General features: G+C 41.2%; 22 protein-coding genes. All 22 read right to left on the reverse strand.

The window, feature by feature from the left end:
• Positions 1-275: 275 nt before the first annotated feature.
• Entirely contained in the window at positions 276-2,354 is a 2,079-nt protein-coding gene (gene fusA, locus DOZ58_RS07245; RefSeq protein ID WP_111887701.1) for an elongation factor G, read from the reverse strand.
• A 97-nt stretch (positions 2,355-2,451) separates the two neighbouring features.
• The gene (locus DOZ58_RS07250) at positions 2,452-3,204 is read right to left on the reverse strand and encodes a SigB/SigF/SigG family RNA polymerase sigma factor (protein WP_111887702.1); all 753 of its coding nucleotides are present in this window, start codon (positions 3,202-3,204) and stop codon (positions 2,452-2,454) included.
• Positions 3,194-3,607: an ATP-binding protein gene (locus DOZ58_RS07255; RefSeq protein WP_111887703.1), complete on the reverse strand. Its 414-nt coding sequence runs from the start codon at positions 3,605-3,607 to the stop codon at positions 3,194-3,196. Before DOZ58_RS07255 ends, DOZ58_RS07250 begins: the two co-directional genes overlap by 11 nt.
• Before the next feature lie 23 nt (positions 3,608-3,630).
• Positions 3,631-3,951: an STAS domain-containing protein gene (locus DOZ58_RS07260; protein WP_111887704.1), complete on the reverse strand. Its 321-nt coding sequence runs from the start codon at positions 3,949-3,951 to the stop codon at positions 3,631-3,633.
• A gap of 158 nt (positions 3,952-4,109) precedes the next feature.
• The gene (locus tag DOZ58_RS07265; RefSeq protein WP_111887705.1) at positions 4,110-4,466 is read right to left on the reverse strand and encodes a DUF948 domain-containing protein; all 357 of its coding nucleotides are present in this window, start codon (positions 4,464-4,466) and stop codon (positions 4,110-4,112) included.
• A gap of 16 nt (positions 4,467-4,482) precedes the next feature.
• Positions 4,483-4,857: a YtxH domain-containing protein gene (locus tag DOZ58_RS07270; RefSeq protein WP_111887706.1), complete on the reverse strand. Its 375-nt coding sequence runs from the start codon at positions 4,855-4,857 to the stop codon at positions 4,483-4,485.
• 97 nt (positions 4,858-4,954) lie between these two features.
• Positions 4,955-5,218, reverse strand: coding sequence for an HPr family phosphocarrier protein (locus DOZ58_RS07275; protein WP_111887707.1), 264 nt, complete (start codon positions 5,216-5,218; stop codon positions 4,955-4,957).
• 26 nt (positions 5,219-5,244) lie between these two features.
• Positions 5,245-6,972: a phosphoenolpyruvate--protein phosphotransferase gene (ptsP, locus tag DOZ58_RS07280; RefSeq protein WP_111887708.1), complete on the reverse strand. Its 1,728-nt coding sequence runs from the start codon at positions 6,970-6,972 to the stop codon at positions 5,245-5,247.
• A gap of 24 nt (positions 6,973-6,996) precedes the next feature.
• Positions 6,997-7,596 (reverse strand): recombination mediator RecR, encoded by a 600-nt coding sequence (gene recR, locus DOZ58_RS07285; RefSeq protein ID WP_111887709.1) that lies wholly within the window; start codon positions 7,594-7,596, stop codon positions 6,997-6,999.
• A gap of 7 nt (positions 7,597-7,603) precedes the next feature.
• A complete protein-coding gene (locus tag DOZ58_RS07290) occupies positions 7,604-7,948 on the reverse strand; it encodes a YbaB/EbfC family nucleoid-associated protein (protein ID WP_111887710.1) in 345 nt (114 codons plus the stop codon).
• 87 nt (positions 7,949-8,035) lie between these two features.
• Positions 8,036-9,781, reverse strand: a complete 1,746-nt coding sequence (dnaX, locus tag DOZ58_RS07295; protein WP_111887711.1) for a DNA polymerase III subunit gamma/tau — start codon at positions 9,779-9,781, stop codon at positions 8,036-8,038.
• A 127-nt stretch (positions 9,782-9,908) separates the two neighbouring features.
• A complete protein-coding gene (locus tag DOZ58_RS18520) occupies positions 9,909-10,838 on the reverse strand; it encodes a hypothetical protein (protein ID WP_162624463.1) in 930 nt (309 codons plus the stop codon).
• Positions 10,839-10,982: 144 nt separating this feature from the next.
• Complete coding sequence (locus DOZ58_RS07305; RefSeq protein WP_026396043.1) at positions 10,983-11,531, reverse strand: BMC domain-containing protein; 549 nt, start codon at positions 11,529-11,531, stop codon at positions 10,983-10,985.
• A 69-nt stretch (positions 11,532-11,600) separates the two neighbouring features.
• Positions 11,601-12,557, reverse strand: coding sequence for a hypothetical protein (locus DOZ58_RS07310; RefSeq protein WP_111887712.1), 957 nt, complete (start codon positions 12,555-12,557; stop codon positions 11,601-11,603).
• 23 nt (positions 12,558-12,580) lie between these two features.
• Positions 12,581-13,906, reverse strand: a complete 1,326-nt coding sequence (locus DOZ58_RS07315; RefSeq protein ID WP_111887713.1) for a 4Fe-4S dicluster domain-containing protein — start codon at positions 13,904-13,906, stop codon at positions 12,581-12,583.
• A 14-nt stretch (positions 13,907-13,920) separates the two neighbouring features.
• A complete protein-coding gene (locus DOZ58_RS07320; protein WP_111887714.1) occupies positions 13,921-15,330 on the reverse strand; it encodes an aldehyde dehydrogenase family protein in 1,410 nt (469 codons plus the stop codon).
• A 34-nt stretch (positions 15,331-15,364) separates the two neighbouring features.
• Positions 15,365-15,775, reverse strand: a complete 411-nt coding sequence (locus tag DOZ58_RS07325; protein WP_111887715.1) for a heme-binding protein — start codon at positions 15,773-15,775, stop codon at positions 15,365-15,367.
• Between the two features lie 28 nt (positions 15,776-15,803).
• Positions 15,804-16,814: a cob(I)yrinic acid a,c-diamide adenosyltransferase gene (locus DOZ58_RS07330; protein WP_111887716.1), complete on the reverse strand. Its 1,011-nt coding sequence runs from the start codon at positions 16,812-16,814 to the stop codon at positions 15,804-15,806.
• 12 nt (positions 16,815-16,826) lie between these two features.
• A complete protein-coding gene (locus DOZ58_RS07335; RefSeq protein ID WP_014356937.1) occupies positions 16,827-17,105 on the reverse strand; it encodes a EutN/CcmL family microcompartment protein in 279 nt (92 codons plus the stop codon).
• A gap of 17 nt (positions 17,106-17,122) precedes the next feature.
• Positions 17,123-17,962, reverse strand: a complete 840-nt coding sequence (locus tag DOZ58_RS07340) for a flavoprotein (protein ID WP_242988669.1) — start codon at positions 17,960-17,962, stop codon at positions 17,123-17,125.
• Positions 17,963-17,986: 24 nt separating this feature from the next.
• Positions 17,987-18,811 carry an ethanolamine utilization protein EutJ gene (gene eutJ / locus DOZ58_RS07345; RefSeq protein ID WP_111887718.1) on the reverse strand — a complete coding sequence of 275 codons (825 nt, stop codon included), beginning with the start codon at positions 18,809-18,811 and terminating at the stop codon, positions 17,987-17,989.
• Positions 18,812-18,815: 4 nt separating this feature from the next.
• Complete coding sequence (gene pduL / locus DOZ58_RS07350; RefSeq protein WP_111887719.1) at positions 18,816-19,469, reverse strand: phosphate propanoyltransferase; 654 nt, start codon at positions 19,467-19,469, stop codon at positions 18,816-18,818.
• Positions 19,470-19,490 lie beyond the last annotated feature (21 nt).

Here is a 19,490-nt window from a genome sequence, read left to right on the forward strand (position 1 = left end):
CTGCTCCTTCGTATCCTAATCGAACTATTATAACATACTCTTATAAATTTGAACACACGCAAAACGCGCGGGAATTTCTTCCCGCGCGTTTCTCTTTAAAGCAAATAGATAAAGTAGTACCGACAATTGTTATCGCGTATTGTGTGCATCAAAGCGAACACGGTGCTAGTCGATACGATTTGCGACACACAACTGATTAACAATTGGTCTACGGACGTTTTTTCGCAACCTCTCAGGATTTTTTTCCTGCAAGGTTACCTACTAATTCACTTTGATTATTCTTTTTCTTTTTGAGCTGCGACAATCACTTTTTCGGAAATGATCATTGGTGCTTCTTCATAGCGGACAAACTCCATCGAGAATTCGCCTCTGGCTTGGGTCATAGAGCGTAGCTCGGTGGCATACTTAAACATTTCTGCCAGCGGGGCCTCAGCCATAATCCGTTGTTTTCCACCTGAAGCTGAATCCATTCCCATAATTCGACCGCGCTTTTTGTTTAAATCACCCATGATATCGCCCATGTACTCTTCCGGTACGGTAATATCAACATGATAAATGGGTTCTAGAATAACCGGTGCCGCGTCCTTCATACCTTTTCGGTAAGCTGCTGTGGCTGCCATTTTAAAGGACATCTCATCAGAGTCAACCGCGTGGTAGGAACCATCATAGAGTGTTGCCTTAACGCCGGTGACCGGATAGCCGGCCAGTACACCTTCAATCATACATAATTCCAGACCCTTTTCAACGGCTGGGATGAAGTTTCTGGGAACGGCTCCACCAACAACCTTGTCAACAAACTGGAATGGAGCATTGGGGTCGCTTCCTGGCTCAAAATCAATCCAGACATGACCAAACTGGCCGCTGCCACCGGATTGTTTTTTGTGTTTTCCTTCAGCGGTTGCTTTTTTCTTAATGGTTTCCCGGTAGGGAACCTTCATATCAACCAGATTAACATCAACGCCAAACTTCTGTTTTAGTTTTTGAGAAATAATTTCCAGATGCATTTCTCCCAAACCAGAGACCAGCGTTTGTTTGGTTTCTTTATTACGGCTCACCGTCATCGTTGGATCTTCTTCCACCAGTCGATGGAGTCCGGTGGCCAGTTTATCAATATCGGCCTTGGTTTTGGGCTCAATGGCCATGGCGATAATTGGTTTGGGCAATTCAATTTTATCATAAACAATCGGTGATTTGACACTGGTTAAGGTATCCCCAGTAACCGTATCACTTAATTTAGAAAAGGCGCCGATATCCCCAGCTTCGAGTTTCTCAACCTCAATCTGCTTGTTTCCTCTGAGTACGTAAATATGATTGGCTTTTTCTTTTATTTCCTGGGTAGCATTATATATTTCTACGGAATGGTCGAGAATCCCTGACATTACCTTAAAAATTGACAATTTGCCAACGTATGGGTCCGCAATGGTTTTGAATACCAGTGCTGAAAAGGGTTCATTGTTACTGCATTTCCGTTCAATTTCTTTTTTATTCCGGGGGTCCTTGCCCACTTCAAATTTTCCTTCGCCCGGTGATGGAAGATACTCGATGAGCATATTTTCCAGGGTTTCAACCCCGATATTCAGGGTTGCTGAGGTACATAACACCGGCATCAACTCACCATCGATAACCCCTTTGCGAATACCACTATGAATTTCATCCCGGGTTAATTCTTCGCCTTCAAAATATTTATCCATCAGTGCTTCGCTCGTCTGAGCCACTGATTCCATAATCATATCCCGATAAGGTTCTAATTCTGCTTTCATTTCGTCTGTGATGACCACGTCAAAACAGCGATTCTCTTTTCTCTGGCTACCGGTCATGTCAACAATATTAACAACACCATTCATGGCTTCGCCTTCACCCATTGGTAATTCAAAGGGCACAATCTTATTGCCAAAGGTTTCTTTTAATTCGTCCATGACCTTTGCAAAGGTCGCATTTTCGCGATCCATTTTATTAACAACAATAAATGCTGGTACATTTGCTTTTTCTAATAGCTCAATGGCTTTTTCAGTTCCTACCTGAACACCTGACAATGCATCCACGACGATAATTACGGCATCAGCTACCCGAAGTGCTGCATAGGCGTCCCCAATAAAATCAAAATAACCTGGCACATCAATAAGATTGATCTTATGTCCACCAAATTCTAAAGGAATAATCGATGAAGAAATTGAAAACTTTCGTCTCTTTTCTTCTGGATCAAAGTCCGATAGGGTGTTTCCCTCGTCAATTTTTCCCATACGATCAACGGCACCTGCATTAAATGCCAATGCTTCAGTCAAGGTTGTCTTTCCGCTCCCACCGTGACCTAGTATAAGAATGTTACGGATGTTCTTTGTTGGATACGTTTTCATGCTGTTTCCCCCTCGCTTATTTTGCCAATGATTTAATTGTTTTTTTGGTATAGGGCTATTTTATAATATTTTAGAAAAATAATCTACAAAAATTTGCTCATAGATCCTCTTTTATCTTTTTCATCACTTTTTTTTCAATTCGCGATACGGTCATCTGAGACTTATTAATGAATTCTGCCACTTCTTTTTGTGTTTTGCCCCGGAAAAAACGCTGTTCTACTATAATCCGTTCAACCGGATTAAGCGCTTCAATCTTCTGCTTTAGAAGATCAATATTTTCCACATTTTCCATGTTGCTATCCCTGTTTCCCAAAAGATCCATCAAGCTGACCTCCTGCCCATCCTGGTTGCTTTCGTATTCCATCGATAGTGATTTAGGATAATAGGCATTACTACTTTCCATCGCTTTGATAATGCTTTCCTCAGTGATCTCCAGATAAACAGCAATTTCAGAAATGGTTGGTGAACGCATCAACTTATGCTCCAGGGTTGTCCGAGTTTGATTAATCTCCCGATTAAGATCCTGAACCTTCCTTGGAATTCGAATCAGCCATTCGCGATCCCGATAATAACGCTTTATTTCACCAATAATCGTCGGCGTGGCAAAGGTATCAAATTCATAACCTCTGCTGACATCAAACCGCTCCACCGCGTACATTAAACCGAGACAGGCAACCTGAAAAATATCTTCATTATCACCATTTCGATGCCCATATTTGCGGGAAAGAATTTTAGGGATGTAGAGATAATTTTCTATAAGCAAGTCTCTTAATTCACGGTCTTTTGTTTGTTCGTACTCGATAAATAACTTTTTGACATCTTCTTTACTGATTTTTCGCTCATACTTCATGGGCCGTCGATAGGTTCTTAATCATGGTAATTGAAGTTCCTGACCCTCGCTCACTAATAATTTCCACCCTATCCATTAGTGATTTGATGATAAATAAACCAAAGCCGCCCAATTGTTTGCCATTAAGATCTGGCATTTCCACAGTTTCTGGTTCAAATCCAACACCTCGATCGGTTACCGTAAAGACCAACTTCTGATGCTCCACAACATAGGTCAAGTCATAGCTTGGGTCTGGATTATTGCTGTGGGTTAGTGCATTAGTACAGGCCTCAGACACTGCAACTTTCAGATCTTCCACATCGCCAATGGAAAAGCCCATCGTGTTTGCCACTGATGCAATTGTAAGACGTGCCAAGCTGACATATTCGGGTTTGGTTGGCAGTGTCAGTTTTATACTATCCATTCTTTTTCCCCTTCTCAATTTGCTTAGTTAGCAGGATTGTCCACAATTTCAATTATTTTATCAACCCCTGTAAGGGATAATAACTTTTTAATATTGGGTCGCGGGTTCATCATAATAATCCGTTGTCCCATTTCTTTGGACTTGTTTCTCAGTTCGATTAAAACGCCCATGCCGGTACTGTCCATATAGGACAACTCGGAACAATCCAGAATAATTTCGGTTGCCTTTGTTTTAATTTCTCTTTCAATTGATTCTCTAAATTTCTCGATGGAATAAATGTCGATTTCGCCTTTAATACTGACCATACTTGTTTTTCCCATTTCAGTTATGTTATTGCTATTCATATAAACTCCATTTCACAATTAATCTGTTCGAAAAGAAAGCTCTTTTTTTGTCCGCCGCTTTATTAGAGGCGGTCGCCAATTGCCGGCCTTCTGATGAATCCAAAACTAGACCCAATGAGGCACTTACCGTCATTGGGCCTAGGGTTGTAATCCACGGCCTATACCTTATCTTTTCTATTTCTGGTTTGAAAAATTCCCAAGCCTCTTTTTAATACCGATGCGGCCTTTACCACCGGATCAATGACATCATGTTTAATGGTATTTAGCGCAACTTCAACCTCATCCACCATCAGACTGGACTTCTCTACCACGTGCGCTGTGGATTTACTTATTTCATCGGCATTTTCCATAATACTACGAAGCGCCAGACGATTATCTTCCATCAGCTTGGTGGTTGTGTCAAAGGTTGCTGCCAGACTTTTAAAAAGTTTGACTAAATATACCGTTCCGACCACAAAGGCAACTCCGACTAATAACAGAGCTAATTCCCACAAGCTAAAATTTAACGTTATCATTTATAATGTCCAACCCTTACGCTTCTTCTTTATCAGCAACTTCTTCTGACAATTCAGCTTCTTCTTTTTCAAGGGCTTCCAGCTCGTCGCTTAAATCAGCAATATCCTGTTCAACTTCGTCCTGAATTTCCTGAATTTTGCTTTCGATCTGGTTTTTGTATTCATTAACGCGTTCTGTAAATTGTTCTTGCATGTCCTGGAATTGTTCTTTGAGATTTTCACCATATTCCACGGCTTGATCATAGGCATTTCCCAGGACTTCTTCAGTACCATCAGCCAATTTTTTTCGCGTTTCATCGCCTGCTGCTGGTGCTAATAATACACCCAAGGTTCCGCCGATGATGGTTCCTAGAAAAAGCCCACCAACAAAATATAATTTGTTACTGCTCATTTTAAATTCCTCCACTTTCATTGTGATATTTACTACATTTTACCTCAAAACACCCTTAATTAACAGTTTTTTATTTTATTTTTTAATTCAAAGAAACTTACTCGCCAAACTTATCGTTGATTAATTGTACCAAGGCATCCACTGCTTCGGCTTCATCATCACCTTCGGCCTGAATTTCGACCGTTGTCCCCTGAGAAATCCCGCCTGCCATAATACCCATGATACTTTTGGCATTTATTGAGTTTCCCTCTTTAATTACAAATATCTTTGATTTAAATTTACCCGCTGTTTGAACAAACATCGACGCTGGGCGGGCATGCAAACCTGTTGCATTTAATACAGTCACTTCTTTTTTTACCATTGTAATTCCTCCTAATGATTCTTTTTTTAAATATTTAAGTTCAATTTTTTCATTGAGTCTTTAACAAAATCCATTATTTCCTCACCGGTTTCCATATCAAGTGCAGCTTGTGCAATTTTTTTTGCATCTTCATAACGAACGCTGCGAATGATTTTTTTTATCTGAGGAATTGACAGTGCACTCATACTAAATTCATAAAGGCCCAGTCCCAAAAGCAGGATCGCCGCTAACGGATCGCCGGCCATTTCACCACACATGCCGGTGAAAAAGTTATCTTTTGATGTTGCCGTAACCTGTTTAATCAGACGCAGAATAGCCGGATTAAACGGATCGTACAGATAGGACACGTCCTGATTCATTCTGTCTACCGCCAGCGTATACTGGCAGAGATCATTGGTGCCAATGCTGAAGAAATCGACCTCTTTTGAAATAATATCGGCGGCAATGGCAGCCGATGGAATTTCAATCATTACACCTACCTTGACCGCCTTATCATAGGGTAGCTGCTCCTCATCGAGTTCCTTCATACAATCTAAAAGGATCGTTTTTGCCTGTCTTACCTCGGTAATGGATGAAATCATCGGAAACATGATATGGGCATGTCCATAAACGCTGGCGCGCAAAATGGCCCGGAGCTGGATTTTGAATAATCCAATTTCTTTGAAACATAGCCGGATTGCCCGCAAGCCTAAAAAGGGATTTAATTCTTCATCCATTGGTAAATACGGCAATTTTTTGTCACCACCAATATCCAGCGTCCGAATAATTACCGGCCCATCAGGAAACGCTTCTAAAACGGACCGGTAAGCTGCAAACTGTTTTTCTTCACTGGGCATTACTTCGCTGTTCATGTATAAAAACTCAGTTCGATAGAGTCCAACCCCGACTCCACCATTCTTCAGAACGCCAGCCACGTCATTGGGTTCACCAATATTCCCAACCAGTTCAACTTTTCTACCGTCTAAGGTGACCGCGTCCAGGTCTTTTAGTTCTTCCAATTCTTTTAGATAATTCTGGTATTTCAGTTTCTCGTTTTCATATGATTTTAGTTGTTCTTTAGTTGGATTAACGCATACCTTACCCGTCAAACCATCTACCACCATTAAATCCCCGCTTTTAACGGTCTCAGTGATGTCACCTAAACCAAGTACCGCGGGAATTTCGAGACTACGGGCCATAATAGCGGTATGAGATGTTCGGCTACCGATGTTAGTCGCAAAACCCATCACCCGTTTCTTATCCATTTGTGCCGTATCCGAAGGTGTCAGATCATCGGCAATGATAATGACATCGTCATCGAGTTGGGACAAATCTGCCTGGACAATTCCCAGAATATTATGGAGAACCCGGGTCCCTACATCTTTAATATCAGCAACCCGGGCTCTGAAATAAGGGTCATCCATCTGATCAAATATTTCATAGAACCGGTCCGTGACGATTTTAACCGCATGATCCGCACTCAGGTGATTGTCATTGATTTCTAATTCAACCCCTTCTACAAATTCCGGATCATCCAAAACCATCGCATGGGCTTCAAAAATTGCACCTTCTTCTGCACCAAGTTCACTGACGGCTTTTGCTCGAATGGTTTCTAATTGCTCATGACTTTTCTTTAGCGCATTCTGGAATTTGACAATTTCAGCCTCGGCGTCTTCAATTTTACTTTTGTTAACTTCCACCTGAATTTTTTCATAAACGAGTGCCTTGGCAATAACAATACCAGGCGATGCAATAATTCCTTCTTTAACAAACATCTTCATTCTCCTTTTCTTAAAGGTTTAGATCTCATTTCTTCCTTCAAAGGCTTTAATTAATGTTATTTCATCTGTATATTCAAGGTCAGCACCAATGGGGATGCCCTTAGCCAAACGGGTAACCTTCACCCCGAGAGGACTAATCAGGTTTCCGAGATACATAGCAGTTGCCTCGCCTTCGACCGTCGCATTGGTTGCCATGATAACCTCTTTTATATCGCTTTCACCAATGCGCAGTAAGAGTTCCCGGGCTTTGATGTCCGCAGGTCCAATGCCGTCCAGTGGTGAAATGGCGCCGTGCAAAACATGGTACAGGCCATGGTATTCCCGCGTTTTCTCAATGGCAAAAATATCACGACTATTTTGAACCACACAGATGGTTTGCTGATCCCGCTTTGGGTTCTCACAAATATCACAGATCTCTTTATCCGTGATGGTAAAACATTTCTGACATAATACGATTTTTGTTTTCGCCAAAACTAAGGCCTCAGATAGGCTTGATATTTCTTCATCTGAGAGATTGATTATGTGAAACGCTAACCGTTGGGCCGATTTTTCTCCGATGCCGGGTAGTTTTCCCAACTCCTGAACTAACCGCTCAAGGGTTTTCGGGTAGTATCCCATCGATCGCCTACATTAAACCCGGAATATTCATGCCACCGGTAATTTTTCCCATTTCGCTATTTACCATCTCCTCTGCTTTAACAATGGCTTCATTAACCGCTGCCAACACCAGGTCTTCAAGCATTTCAATATCGTCTTCGTCAATTACTTCAGGATCAATCTTAATCGATAAAATATTTTTTTTACCAGTCGCTACAACTTTAACCGCACCACCACCGGCTGTCGCCTCAACTTCGCGTTCTTCCAGTTCTTCTTGTAATTTTGCCATATCTTGTTGCATTTTCTGCACTTGTTTCATCATGTTATTCATATTACCGCCGCCCATTCCGGCCGGCATTTTTCTTTTTGCCATTCTATCCTCCTATAGTTCTCTATTCTTAATAACTTCATTATTATAACACTAATAGTCCATGGATATCACTATCTTTTTAACCTAATTTTATTGTTCATCCTCGGTTTTGATTATTTTTACAGCTTCATTGTTAACGATTCGCAGGGTTTTTTCAAGTAGATCGAGCTGATTAAAATTTTCTTCTTCCAACTGGATTGAAACCATAATGGATTTTCCTGTTTTTTGAAGCAGCACTGCTTCAAAACCTTTAATCAGCTCCGGTTTATTAACAAACTGATAAAAATTTTTATTCTCCACCGAATAAATAATCACTAGATGTCCTTCATCTTTCAGAGCCGGTTCGCCACGTTTTAAAAACATCGCCTGCCCGGAGTTCGTTTTTCCTATTTCCTCACAGAGAATTTTAAAAAAACGCATCTCATCATGACGATTCCCGCCAGTCGTGTTCTTATTATCTGGCTTAGGTTGAGAAACTGTTTCTTCTTGTCCGGACAAGCCTTCCTTATCAATATGTTCAGGAACCGCTTCAAAATTAGCTACACCGGGAGCAAATCGATCCTCTTCCTGATCATCATACTCAGTCTCAGGTAGGCTGCTTTTTGATGGCAGCTGTTCTGCTTCCGGCTTTTTTTCAGGTAACGACGCTTTAGTGACCGGTCTGCTTTGAGGTGCAATTGGCGGCAATGGCTGGCGCTCTATTTTTTGCGCGACCATTTCTGCTTTTGGGGTCAATTTTTGTTCTTCCAAACATAGTTTTAACAGAGCCATCTCCACAATAATTCCCTGAAGGCTGCTGTATTTTAGTTTATTTTTCTCGTCAATCAGTTGGCTGATCATTTGATATAATTGATTAAAGCTCAGCTGTTCACTAAATTCTTGATAGGCTGCAAAATCCTCAGTTGTACAGAGTAGAATTTCCTTAGCCGTCTCTTTTGCGGTTTTCGTTATCAAAATCCCCCGCAAAAATTCAATTAGCTGATCCATTAGTAAAATATTATCTTTTCCATTGCTGATTAGCCCTCTTAATCCGATTAAAACTCCAGTGCTGTCATGATTAATAATTTGCTTTACTAAATTACCAATACTTTGTTTATCAGCCATGCCCGTAAATGCCAGCAGATCAGAAAATGCTACTTCTCCGGCATCGTCTTTTAAATCGATGACCTGATCTAATAAACTAAGCGAATCGCGCATTGAGTTTTCACCCCGAGTTGCAATAAAATCATAGCTTTCTTCCGACATCGTCACCTGAATATCCTGACAGATCTTTTTCATCTGTTTTATAATCAGCGCTTTGGGAATTGGCCGAATTTCATAACGCTGACATCGGGACAAAATTGTCACCGGACATTTATTCGGTTCTGTTGTGGCCAGTATGAAAACAGCATGTTCCGGAGGCTCTTCGAGCGTTTTTAGGAGCGCATTAAACGCTTCCTTAGTGAGCATATGAACTTCATCAATAATATAAACTTTATACCGACCAACGGTTGGAGGGTACTTTATTCGTTCCCGAATTTCACGTATTTCATCGACTCCGCGGTTTGATGCACCATCAATTTCGATGATATCCATAACGCCCGGTCGATCAATTTTTAGACAAACATCACATTGATTACATGGATTTCCGTCAATCCCATTGGGACAATTGATGGCTTTAGCGAATATCTTTGCCAATGATGTTTTTCCCGTTCCTCGAATCCCTGAAAAAAGGTAGGCGTGCCCAATTCGACTAAATTTAATTTGATTTTTTAGTATTCGGGTGATACTATCCTGGCCCACCATCTCATCAAAGGTTTGCGGCCGATATTTCCGATAGAGTGCTAAATATGACATTGTTCCCTCTTTATTCTGAACTTTTATTTTATTATATTACAATCTGAATTAATTGTATAGTCCAAAGCATACAACCATTCAGAGTGTACAAAAAAAGAAGTTCCCTTTAAAAGGAACTCCCTAATTTCTACAAAAGGTGGAATGGCAGATCTTTTTCTCGCTTCGCCTTTTTTGCCTGTTCTTTTTGTGCTTGAGCTTTCTGTTTCTTTTTCGCAATTTCCGCGCGAACTTTACGTTCTTTTGAAATTGCACGTTCTGCTGCCTTTGCCGTCAATTCTTGAAGTTCTTTGGCTTTTTTTATAATTTCTTTACGAAGCCGCTCTTCTTGCTCAATTTTATTTTTAGCTTCATCTTCAACCGCTTTTTGACGGGCCCGTTCAATTCTTTTTGCCTCGTCTTGTTCAGCTTTTAATTTCGCTGCTTCTTCGGCCGCTTTTTTCGCTTTAATTTCAGCTCGTTTTTTTGCTTCCTGTTCTTTTCTAGCTATTTCTGCTACGCGCTTATCTTCAGCTACTTTTTTAAGTGCCGCTGCTTCATCCTGAGCTTTTTGATGGACTTTTTCAAGTAAATCCTTTGATTTTGCAGCTGCTGCTTTTGCTTTTACCTCAGCAGCAACTTTAGCTGCTGCTGCTTTTTTAGCCAGCTCCCTTGCTTTTGCCTCGGCCGCTTCCAATTCTGCCTTAATTTTTTCTTCGGCTTCCTGTTTTTCTTTTTCTTCCGCTACCGCCTTGGCTTTGGCTTCTGCTTCCTTCTTAGCTTTGGCTTCTGCCTCCGCCTTGGCTTTAGCTTCTGCTTCCTTCTTGGCTTTGGCGTCTGCCTCCGCCTTGGCTTTGGCTTCTGCTGCAATTTTTATTTCATTCATTTCCGGGGGATTATTGTCACTCAAATCTTCGGCGCTTTCCTCTTTACCAGTGATCACTCTGCCAACTTTTTTTATAAAATCATCCAATTTTCCCACTTCTTCATTCCCCGCTTCACTTGAATTCGATGTATTCAAATTATTTTGAATCGCAGTCTCTTTTATTAATTGTGATTTAGGTTTACTTTTTCGAGCCATGACACTCTCCTTTTTAATGACATAGTGTGGTTCTATTTTTTATAAATGGCCTTGGAGCATTTATAAAAAATAGAAATCTAGTGTATAAAAAGACAAATGACCGAAGCCATTTGTCTTTTATACATTTCAGTTTTTATTCTTGTGCTAAAACAGGATTTTCGCAATATCCTTATGTGGTGAAGCGATAACTGAATAACTCGTAATGAGGTTTGATTCAGCCATCTCTGTCTGTGCTGTTTGAATAGCCATCTTAACAGAAGAAATTTCACCAGTGATTAATACAAAGCCTTTTCCACCCAAGCCTCTAGCAATTCGAATTTCAAGGAGTTCTACGTTTGATGCTTTCGCACAAATATCTCCGATCAAAATTGAAGAAATTGCATTAATCGTTTCAACAATACCTAGCGATTTCACATCACCGATTTCACCGGCGCCTAACATGGCCGGTAGAACATCGGGGTGAATATTCGGTATAACGTGAGATTCTAACATGTGGATACCACCCACATGTGCCCCATTCTTTATTGATGCTTCGACGGCTCCCACATCTCCAGCAATAATACTGACGTATTTTCCAGGACATAAAGGTGACGCCATCAGCAGCTCAACATTTGCGGATTTCAGCATTTCATCAGTGGATTCTATACCAACTGGAATGCTCTTAAATTCCATAAAACCAACTGCTTTTTTCAAAATACCACTTCTTTCTATACTGTGAATGTTTAATTTTTTTTAATTTTTACCAAATACTTCAACTAAAGATTAAACTAAGATTAATCCACCAATAATTACGGTATTGATAAGCTGTGTTATAAAGATTGTTACGGCTGGAGGGTCGATGTGGGTGTCGCAATGACTGTTAAGCGTTTTTGCTGCCCATTCGCCTACGAAAGCTGTAAACATACCTGTAATCGCGCCGCCGATAATTGCAGCAAAAGGATTTAAGGTAGCTGTGAACACTAATACTGCGGTTGTACCTGAAGGTAAAACAATATGATGCCATCCTTCAAAGTAAACACCACACATGATTAAGATCAGTGAGAATGCCGCAATTGCAAAACCAATAACGGGTGTCATTGAGAACAGATAAGCTGCTTCAGCAACGCCATCAACTAATCCTAGTGTTCCTAAGGCAGCAGCAACACCACCAATTAAGATACCGATACCAGCGCCATAAGTAAGTACAAAACCTAAACGGCTTCCGGTCGCAATCCATTCGCGTTTTTCTCCGGCTGGTGTTTTTCCCGTTAGACCAGTTTTACCAAATACTAAACGAACAATAATACCAGAAAGCATAACAGTGAAAGCAACGGTGTCAGTCCAGCCAGCAGCGCCTTCACCAAGAAGTCCACCAAAGACGACTGGTCCAATCACTGGTCCAACAATGTATTGGATCAGGAAACCAACCATACCGAAGATACCACCTACGATCAATACCATCGGATCACCAAATTTTACAAGTGGTGTTACGATATCTTGACCATTTTCAATGTGATTTCTGGTCATTGCAAACGCAGCACCTGCTACAGCACCACCGAAGGCAACATGAGGACCAAACCAGGAACCGAAACTAATAATACCAATTGCAGGAGCCCCAAATTCTCCACCCATGATTGCCGCTAAAACGGTTAAACCGGTGAAAACAAAGGCTGTGATCCCGCCCATAAATGTGGCTAATACGCCACCGCCAAATGCGGCGATTAACATTGTAAAGTCCATAATTATCCCCCTTAAAATATGATTTAGGACTCGATAGTGATTTTCTCACTATCCGCGGCTGAAATCCTACCGCTAATACTAGCAAAAATTTTTGAGCTCAGTTTTCCCTCAGGGATATCCCCGATGAGTTGTCCTCGTTCCACATGATCTCCAACGTTTACAACGGCCACTGCAGGAGCACCTATATGTTGTGACAATAATAGGTTGACTTTCGAAAACGTCTTCTCCGTTTTTACCATCGGGGCCGGAAGATCATACTTCGTCAGTCCCAATCGTGATACTAAACGGTAAACGTTAAACTGTTTGCCTTCTCTGAAGGGCACAGCTGCTGTTGGTTCATTGTGATGAGGATTTTTGATCCCTTTGCTTCCAAATTCTCGCTTGAGCATGGCATTGAACTTCCAAGGTTGTAGGTCCATTACGCATGCATATTGACATAAGCCACATTCACAGCATAGAAAAGCGTTTGTAGCTTGAGTGGACGTGTCGCAGGTTGAACCATAAGCAGCGATCCGCATCAGTTTATGGGGTTCCAGGTTATGACCCAACGCGTATCTTGGACATAGCTCTGTACAATAGTTACATTGCATACAAGCCATCCCTGCCATTTTCATGGTTTCCTTGATGGACTTTGTTTTAGAAATAATCAGCGAATGATCTTTTGCTAAGACAATCAGTCCTTTGGTTGTTTTTGTAATCGTTGACTCTAAATCGACAATTTTTCCCATCATTGGTCCGCCGTTAATTACGACAAAATCCGCGATGGTCGTTCCGCCAGCTAATTCCAAAGCTTCACGAACGGTGATACCCAAAGGTACCTTTGTTGTTAGTTTGTTCTTAACCTCACCTGTTAATGTCAAATATGTATCCATAACCGGTTTATTGTCTACCATTATATCATAAATGTTTATAAGTGTCTCCACATTTATCACTAATGTACCGACATTTAACGGAATTCCGGCTTCAGGAACAATCCGTCCGGTTGTTTCATAAACAAGAACCTGTTCATCCCCAGCCGGGTAAAAATTTTTCAACAAGTGCATTCTAATCTTCGGAAATGCAATTAATTCTTTGTCTATCGCTTCAATAGCAGGTGTATATTTCTTTTTGAGGCCAATAATGCCTTCCTTTGCTTGTGTTTGATCCATAACAGCCTGAAGAGCTGTTAACATTTTAACAGCCTCCAGTGCCATCAGTTGTTGATCAACGCGCAATAATGGTTCGCATTCTGCGCCGTTAACGACGACTGTGTCAACGGTGCAATTTAATTTGACCTGGGTTGGAAACCCTGCCCCGCCAGCACCAACGATGCCGGCGTTTTGTACCAATTCTACTAAATTTGCGCTCATGAACAACACCTCTATTATTTAATCGTAAATCCTCCTACTAATACACATCTTCTTTTACGAGTAAATGTCTTAGCAGATGTCAGGCCTTCACCAGTAGGACCGGCAATGGTAAAGGTTGTATAACCTTCTCCGCCAACGCCGATACCAGCGTATGAAGGACCATTTTTAACAAAAATAGTGGTTTGCACTCTTTTTGCCATTTCAGTTAAGTTATTGATATTTGTTGAATGCATAATCGCGGTATGTCGGTTGCCATGCTCAAGGGTTACTGCCAAATCAATTCCTTCGGCAATATTTTTAACGCGAACAATTGGTAGGATTGGCATCATCAATTCTTCAACTGCAAAGATATGATCTTTAGCTGTTTCCATAATGATTACCCGAACCGAATCATCGACTTCAATCCCAATTCCTTTTAGAATCACTTTGGCACTTCTGCCCACATAATCGCGGCTTAAACGACCACCGGGAATAACCAGTTCTTCTAATTCGGCAATTTTTTTGGCATCTTTCAGTTCGTAAGCACCATTTTTTTTCATGTTAAAAATCAGATAATCCGCCACCTGTTCAACAACAACCACTTCCTTTTCAGCGATACAAGGTAAGTTATTGTCAAAACAACAGCCATCAATAATATCTTTTCCAGCTTTTTCAATATCAGCCGTTTCATCAACTAATGCTGGCGGATTTCCCGCTCCGGCACCAATTGCTTTTTTACCACTTTGCAAAACCGTTTTTACAACTCCCGGACCACCAGTTGCACAGAGCATGGTGATTTGGGGACTGCCAAACATTAAGTTCGCACTATCAATGGTTGGTTCAGCTGTTGTGACAATCAGATTTTCTGGTCCACCAGCTTCTAAAATTGCTTTGTTAAGCAGTTTAACTGTTAAAGCGCTGGTTTTTTTAGCACTGGGATGCGGAGCAAATACAACCGTATTTCCAGCCGCCAGCATGCCAATTGAGTTACAGATAACCGTTTCACTGGGATTGGTTGATGGCGAAACCGCACCGATCACACCAAAAGGTGATTGTTCAATCAGGGTTAAACCATCATCTCCGGTAAATGCATCTGCAACAAGATCTTCTACCCCAGGTGTTTTAACTGCGGCCAGTTCATGTTTTAAAAGCTTATGTTCGTAGTTGCCCATACCGGTTTCCTCAACCGCCATTTGACAAATCATTTCCATATTCTCTTTTTTTAGCATTTCAGCTCGCATCGCCGCAATCAACTTACTTCGAAACGCCATCGATTGTCTCATAAATGACTTTTGCGCTTCAAAAGCAGCGTCAATGGCATTTTCCATATTATTAAAAACACCAAGTTCGCCATCTTTTAAAGGCTTACCACCATCAACTGCACAATCAATTTCAGCCATTACTTTTTTTACAATATATTCTATACCTGTTGTATCAATATTCATACAAGGTACCTCCTGGATCGTGTTATTTTTTGTCTTATTTTAATGCGTCTAGTCCAGCTTGAGCAACAGTCATGTCTTCTGCAACACTGCCACCGCTCACTCCAATACCTCCGATGATCTTATCCCCTTCAAAAATAGGGAAACCACCGCCAAATACAACCATTCTACCTTTATCACAGGACGCGATTCCGAAAAGTTGTCCTGATTCTTTGGCAAGATCGGCTGCTTGATCAGTACCCATTTTAAGCGCAACGGCTGTATAAGCTTTGTTCGTTGCAATATCCATACTAGCGAGTAAAGAGTCTTCCATGCGGTTAAATAAAACCGTGTTGCCACTGGCATCACAAACTACAATCACCATTGGCACATCAATTTCGATTGCTTTTGCAGCCGCCGCTTCTGCCATTTTTTTTGCCATATCTAATAATTTTCCAGTCGTTGTCATTTTTTCTTCCTCCTGATTAATTAGTATTCTACAAAATAGCCAAAGCACTCTTGGCAATAATCATATCTTCGTCAACGCTTCCGCCACTGACACCAATTCCGCCAATCACTTCACCATTGTGTTTTAATGGATAACCCCCGCCAAAAACAACCATGCGACCATTATTTGTCCATTGCAGACCATATAGGGAGCCATTCTCTTTTACTACATCGGCAACCTTATCGGTGGACATTTTCAGTGCATTGGCCGTATATGCCTTGTTCACTGAAATATCAATGCTAACCATTAACGCATCTTCCATGCGTTCAAAGTAGGCCAGATTACCACCGCTGTCGACAACTGAAAAAACAATCGGCACATTGATTTCTTCTGCCTTAACTCGGGCTGCTGCCGCCATTTTTTTTGCTAACGTGAGTAATGAATAATCTTTATTACTTGCTCCACTGTTAACGCTATCCAAATCAGTCTGTTCTAACGCGTTCAGTTTTTCTTTTACCCGATCGACAATTTCTTTGACAAAACCATTAAACTCGACGGTACGGGCTAAAACAAACAAGGTATCTGAAAGCCGATTAACAAATTTCACCAATTCCGGACGACTTTCTTCATTTTCACGATTATATTTTACAATCAATCGTTCACCTCGTCGGACAACCGTTCGAGCAACGTGAAGTGCTGCTGATGCGGGACTGGCGCCAGGGATAATGAATGCTTTTTGGGGACCAATAATCGCGAGATATTGTTCCATTGTACATTCCATGTAATCCACATCGGCCTGAGAAATTCTGTCTGCAAGCATCGCCTTGCCTTTTTCATCGCTGGCAAGTTCTGCGCCTAAAACAAAGATTCGTTTTTGCAAATAGTGTAATATTTCTTTGATATCATTATCTTCACAAAGTGAATAGGCTAAACCAATAGTCGAATTTGCTTCGTCCATGGTTCCATATGCATCGACACGGATATTATCCTTCGGTGTTCGACTGGATCCAAAAAGACCGGTCTCACCTTTGTCCCCGCCTCGGGTATACACATTTGGCATCTCTTCACCCCGCTAAACAATCTGAATTTCATCAACAATGCCAACAATGGTCATATCAAGCGGAGCCATCTTGTCACCATATACATAACGGGCATTACTTCCCGATGTCACGATCACTGTTTCGCCAATACCTGCACCCACTGAATCAACGGCAATTGCTGTAGAAGAACTTGAATATTTTTCAAATTCACCATATTCGTCAATTTTTTTTATTATCAATAGTTTACACCCCACAAGATTTGGATCTTTTTGGGTTGATACTACGTTTCCGACTACTTTTGCTAACTGCATATATTCACCACCCTTACTTAAATCCTGATAATCTGGAGCCCAAATTCCTTTGCGGCATCCGCAGCATACCCCGTTATAATTGACCCCGATGGTATTTTAATCACATCCGATTCCCTGGCTTTTAAAATATCGACCCGTGAAATGACATTTTTATCAATCACGCATTCGCTACTCTTGCCCAGCAAGATCTGATTAACCACCGTTTCTTTGCTAACAGGCCGCGCTGTCTTTTCAACGATTAAATCATTTGCTTCTGTGGGGGTTCCACCAACACAAGTCGCATACAAGTCTTTACCACTTACTAATTTCATTCCAAAATCCCGCAGTGTTTTGATGTTATTATTCAACATTTCGCGGTATTTTGGAGACGATTTTCCCATTCCGAGAGTTGCTCTCTGGGGATCATCCGGATCGCACGCATTGATCGCTGCAACGACCGGTGTTCCAGCCATAAATCCGTGATTTACAAGGGATAAAAGCACCGTATCGGTTATTCCCACAGCCAGTTTGGCTGCTGTATTCACGCTCATGGTAGCCATTACAAATAGATCTGCCGATCCGTAAAGCTCTTTTTGGCTTTTGATGTTCCCACTGTGATAAATCACATCAAGACTTAATTCTTTTTGAATAGCTAAAGGGTCTAACACCTTCATACCATCATCAGAAAGAACAACTTTTAATTGCCAACCATCTTTTTGTAATTTCAACAGTGAATCCATCGACTCGTCAAAACCAATCGTAGCTCCCGTAAAGAAAACAACTGCTTTTTTGGGTTGATTTTTTATTCGCCTGACAACCTCGTCAACAATTTTTTGAATAAGTATATCCAACAAACCGCTTTCGAGCATTTTCTCCATGTCCAAATTCTATCACCACATTTCTTACCTTTGACAATTAAAGGCGATCCCTAAGGGTGTTACCAATAATGGTTCTACTGGTTTAATGGTTTTGATACCTGTTTCATCTTCAAATATTTTTTCAAAATTATCAAAAACACAAGCCCCACCAACCACATAAATAACATCTACATCATACCCGACCACAAATCGATTGACGATCGACGCCATCTTTTGAACAACGGGTTTAATAATTGGAAATATTTTGTTTTGTGATTCGTTCTTTTTTAGTTCCTCTGCCTCTTCAAAGCTGATGTGATGAAAACCTGCCAGTACCAGACTCATATGTGTTCCTCCGGTCGCTTCATCGGCTGTGAAAATAACTTCACCATCTTTGAGAATACTGATTCCCGTGGTTCCGCCACCAACATCCACTACCGCTCCATTTTGGATACCAAGAACGGTGGCTGCTGCGGTTGGTTCATCAACGACATTTGTAACCACAAAATCGGCTGAATCGACCACGTTGGAGATAATTTTAGTATTCCCGGCCAAGATACCAGGAGGAATGGCTGTGGCTGCTTTGGCATATGTTAAGTCAATGCCTAAAATTGCTTCAACCTCACCTTTAAGTTTTCGTACAATTTGACTCGCTCCGAGATAGTCAACGACAATTCCGTCGCGAACCACTGACGCGCCTTGAGTCGCTCCGGCAATGGGACGATTGTTCTCATCAACCACAGCGATGACAATATTTGCAGTACCGAGATCGACACCAACTTTTAATTCGCCCGTGTAGGCATTGGCTTTTTTCCCCCGAATTAATTCTGCAAATTCCAATATTGCGTCGTTACCAGATTTCCAATCCATTATTTCACCTGTTTGGGATTATTTTTAAATAATCATTGTTACTTAGTCCTGCTGCGTTTGCTTCATCGGTATCTAAATGCATTTCGTAATCAAATTTATCGGATACTCGGGCCAACACATTACAGAAAACAGTTTTCCGAATTCCGCTTGTTTCAACGCAAACCCAGTCTTTATCCTTAATGCCAAGTTTTTTAGCGACCTCAGTCGGCATATGAATGTGCCTTAGTGCAACAATCACGCCGTGACTAAGGGTAACCGAACCGCATGGTCCTTCAAGTGTAATTCCCGGTGTCCCTTCAAGTTTCCCTGACTCACAAACTGGAGCTTTAATGCCTAAGGTTCTGGCATCCGTTAAAGATACTTCAATTTGACTTTCCGGTCTGGCAGGTCCTAAAATACGAACCGTGTCAAAGCTGCCCTTCGGCCCTATTACCTTAACGGTTTCTTTTGCGGCATATTGTCCGGGCTGTTTTAAGTCTTTCATATTGGTCAGTTCATAACCTTTGCCAAAAAGTGTTTCAATATCTTCCTGGGAAAGATGAATGTGTTTGTTAGAAATTCCTAAAACAACACGATTCGGAGTGTCTTTTTCTTCCATCAATTTCTTAACCGTATTGATTACGATTTGTTCAATGACTTTTTTTTCGTCTGCATTCATAGTTAACACCTTTTCTTCAAA

Origin of the sequence: Acetobacterium sp. KB-1, assembly GCF_003260995.1 — a bacterium.
GTDB classification, from domain to species: domain Bacteria; phylum Bacillota; class Clostridia; order Eubacteriales; family Eubacteriaceae; genus Acetobacterium; species Acetobacterium carbinolicum.

Bases quoted from the DNA above. Each gene is read 5' to 3' on its own strand.
- DOZ58_RS07325 (WP_111887715.1), bottom strand. From the start codon at position 15,775: ATGACAACGACTGGAAAATTATTAGATATGGCAAAAAAAATGGCAGAA.
- fusA (WP_111887701.1), bottom strand. From the start codon at position 2,354: ATGAAAACGTATCCAACAAAGAACATCCGTAACATTCTTATACTAGGT.
- DOZ58_RS07275 (WP_111887707.1), bottom strand. From the start codon at position 5,218: ATGGTAAAAAAAGAAGTGACTGTATTAAATGCAACAGGTTTGCATGCC.
- recR (WP_111887709.1), bottom strand. From the start codon at position 7,596: ATGGGATACTACCCGAAAACCCTTGAGCGGTTAGTTCAGGAGTTGGGA.
- DOZ58_RS07315 (WP_111887713.1), bottom strand. From the start codon at position 13,906: ATGAGCGCAAATTTAGTAGAATTGGTACAAAACGCCGGCATCGTTGGT.
- DOZ58_RS07310 (WP_111887712.1), bottom strand. From the start codon at position 12,557: ATGGACTTTACAATGTTAATCGCCGCATTTGGCGGTGGCGTATTAGCC.
- DOZ58_RS07320 (WP_111887714.1), bottom strand. From the start codon at position 15,330: ATGAATATTGATACAACAGGTATAGAATATATTGTAAAAAAAGTAATG.
- DOZ58_RS07270 (WP_111887706.1), bottom strand. From the start codon at position 4,857: ATGAGCAGTAACAAATTATATTTTGTTGGTGGGCTTTTTCTAGGAACC.
- DOZ58_RS07335 (WP_014356937.1), bottom strand. From the start codon at position 17,105: ATGCAGTTAGCAAAAGTAGTCGGAAACGTAGTATCAACCCAAAAAGAT.
- DOZ58_RS07340 (WP_242988669.1), bottom strand. From the start codon at position 17,962: ATGGAGAAAATGCTCGAAAGCGGTTTGTTGGATATACTTATTCAAAAA.
- DOZ58_RS18520 (WP_162624463.1), bottom strand. From the start codon at position 10,838: ATGGCTCGAAAAAGTAAACCTAAATCACAATTAATAAAAGAGACTGCG.
- DOZ58_RS07260 (WP_111887704.1), bottom strand. From the start codon at position 3,951: ATGAATAGCAATAACATAACTGAAATGGGAAAAACAAGTATGGTCAGT.
- DOZ58_RS07290 (WP_111887710.1), bottom strand. From the start codon at position 7,948: ATGGCAAAAAGAAAAATGCCGGCCGGAATGGGCGGCGGTAATATGAAT.
- DOZ58_RS07255 (WP_111887703.1), bottom strand. From the start codon at position 3,607: ATGGATAGTATAAAACTGACACTGCCAACCAAACCCGAATATGTCAGC.
- eutJ (WP_111887718.1), bottom strand. From the start codon at position 18,811: ATGGATTGGAAATCTGGTAACGACGCAATATTGGAATTTGCAGAATTA.
- pduL (WP_111887719.1), bottom strand. From the start codon at position 19,469: ATGAATGCAGACGAAAAAAAAGTCATTGAACAAATCGTAATCAATACG.
- DOZ58_RS07330 (WP_111887716.1), bottom strand. From the start codon at position 16,814: ATGCCAAATGTGTATACCCGAGGCGGGGACAAAGGTGAGACCGGTCTT.
- ptsP (WP_111887708.1), bottom strand. From the start codon at position 6,972: ATGTTTGTTAAAGAAGGAATTATTGCATCGCCTGGTATTGTTATTGCC.
- DOZ58_RS07265 (WP_111887705.1), bottom strand. From the start codon at position 4,466: ATGATAACGTTAAATTTTAGCTTGTGGGAATTAGCTCTGTTATTAGTC.
- dnaX (WP_111887711.1), bottom strand. From the start codon at position 9,781: ATGTCATATTTAGCACTCTATCGGAAATATCGGCCGCAAACCTTTGAT.
- DOZ58_RS07250 (WP_111887702.1), bottom strand. From the start codon at position 3,204: ATGAAGTATGAGCGAAAAATCAGTAAAGAAGATGTCAAAAAGTTATTT.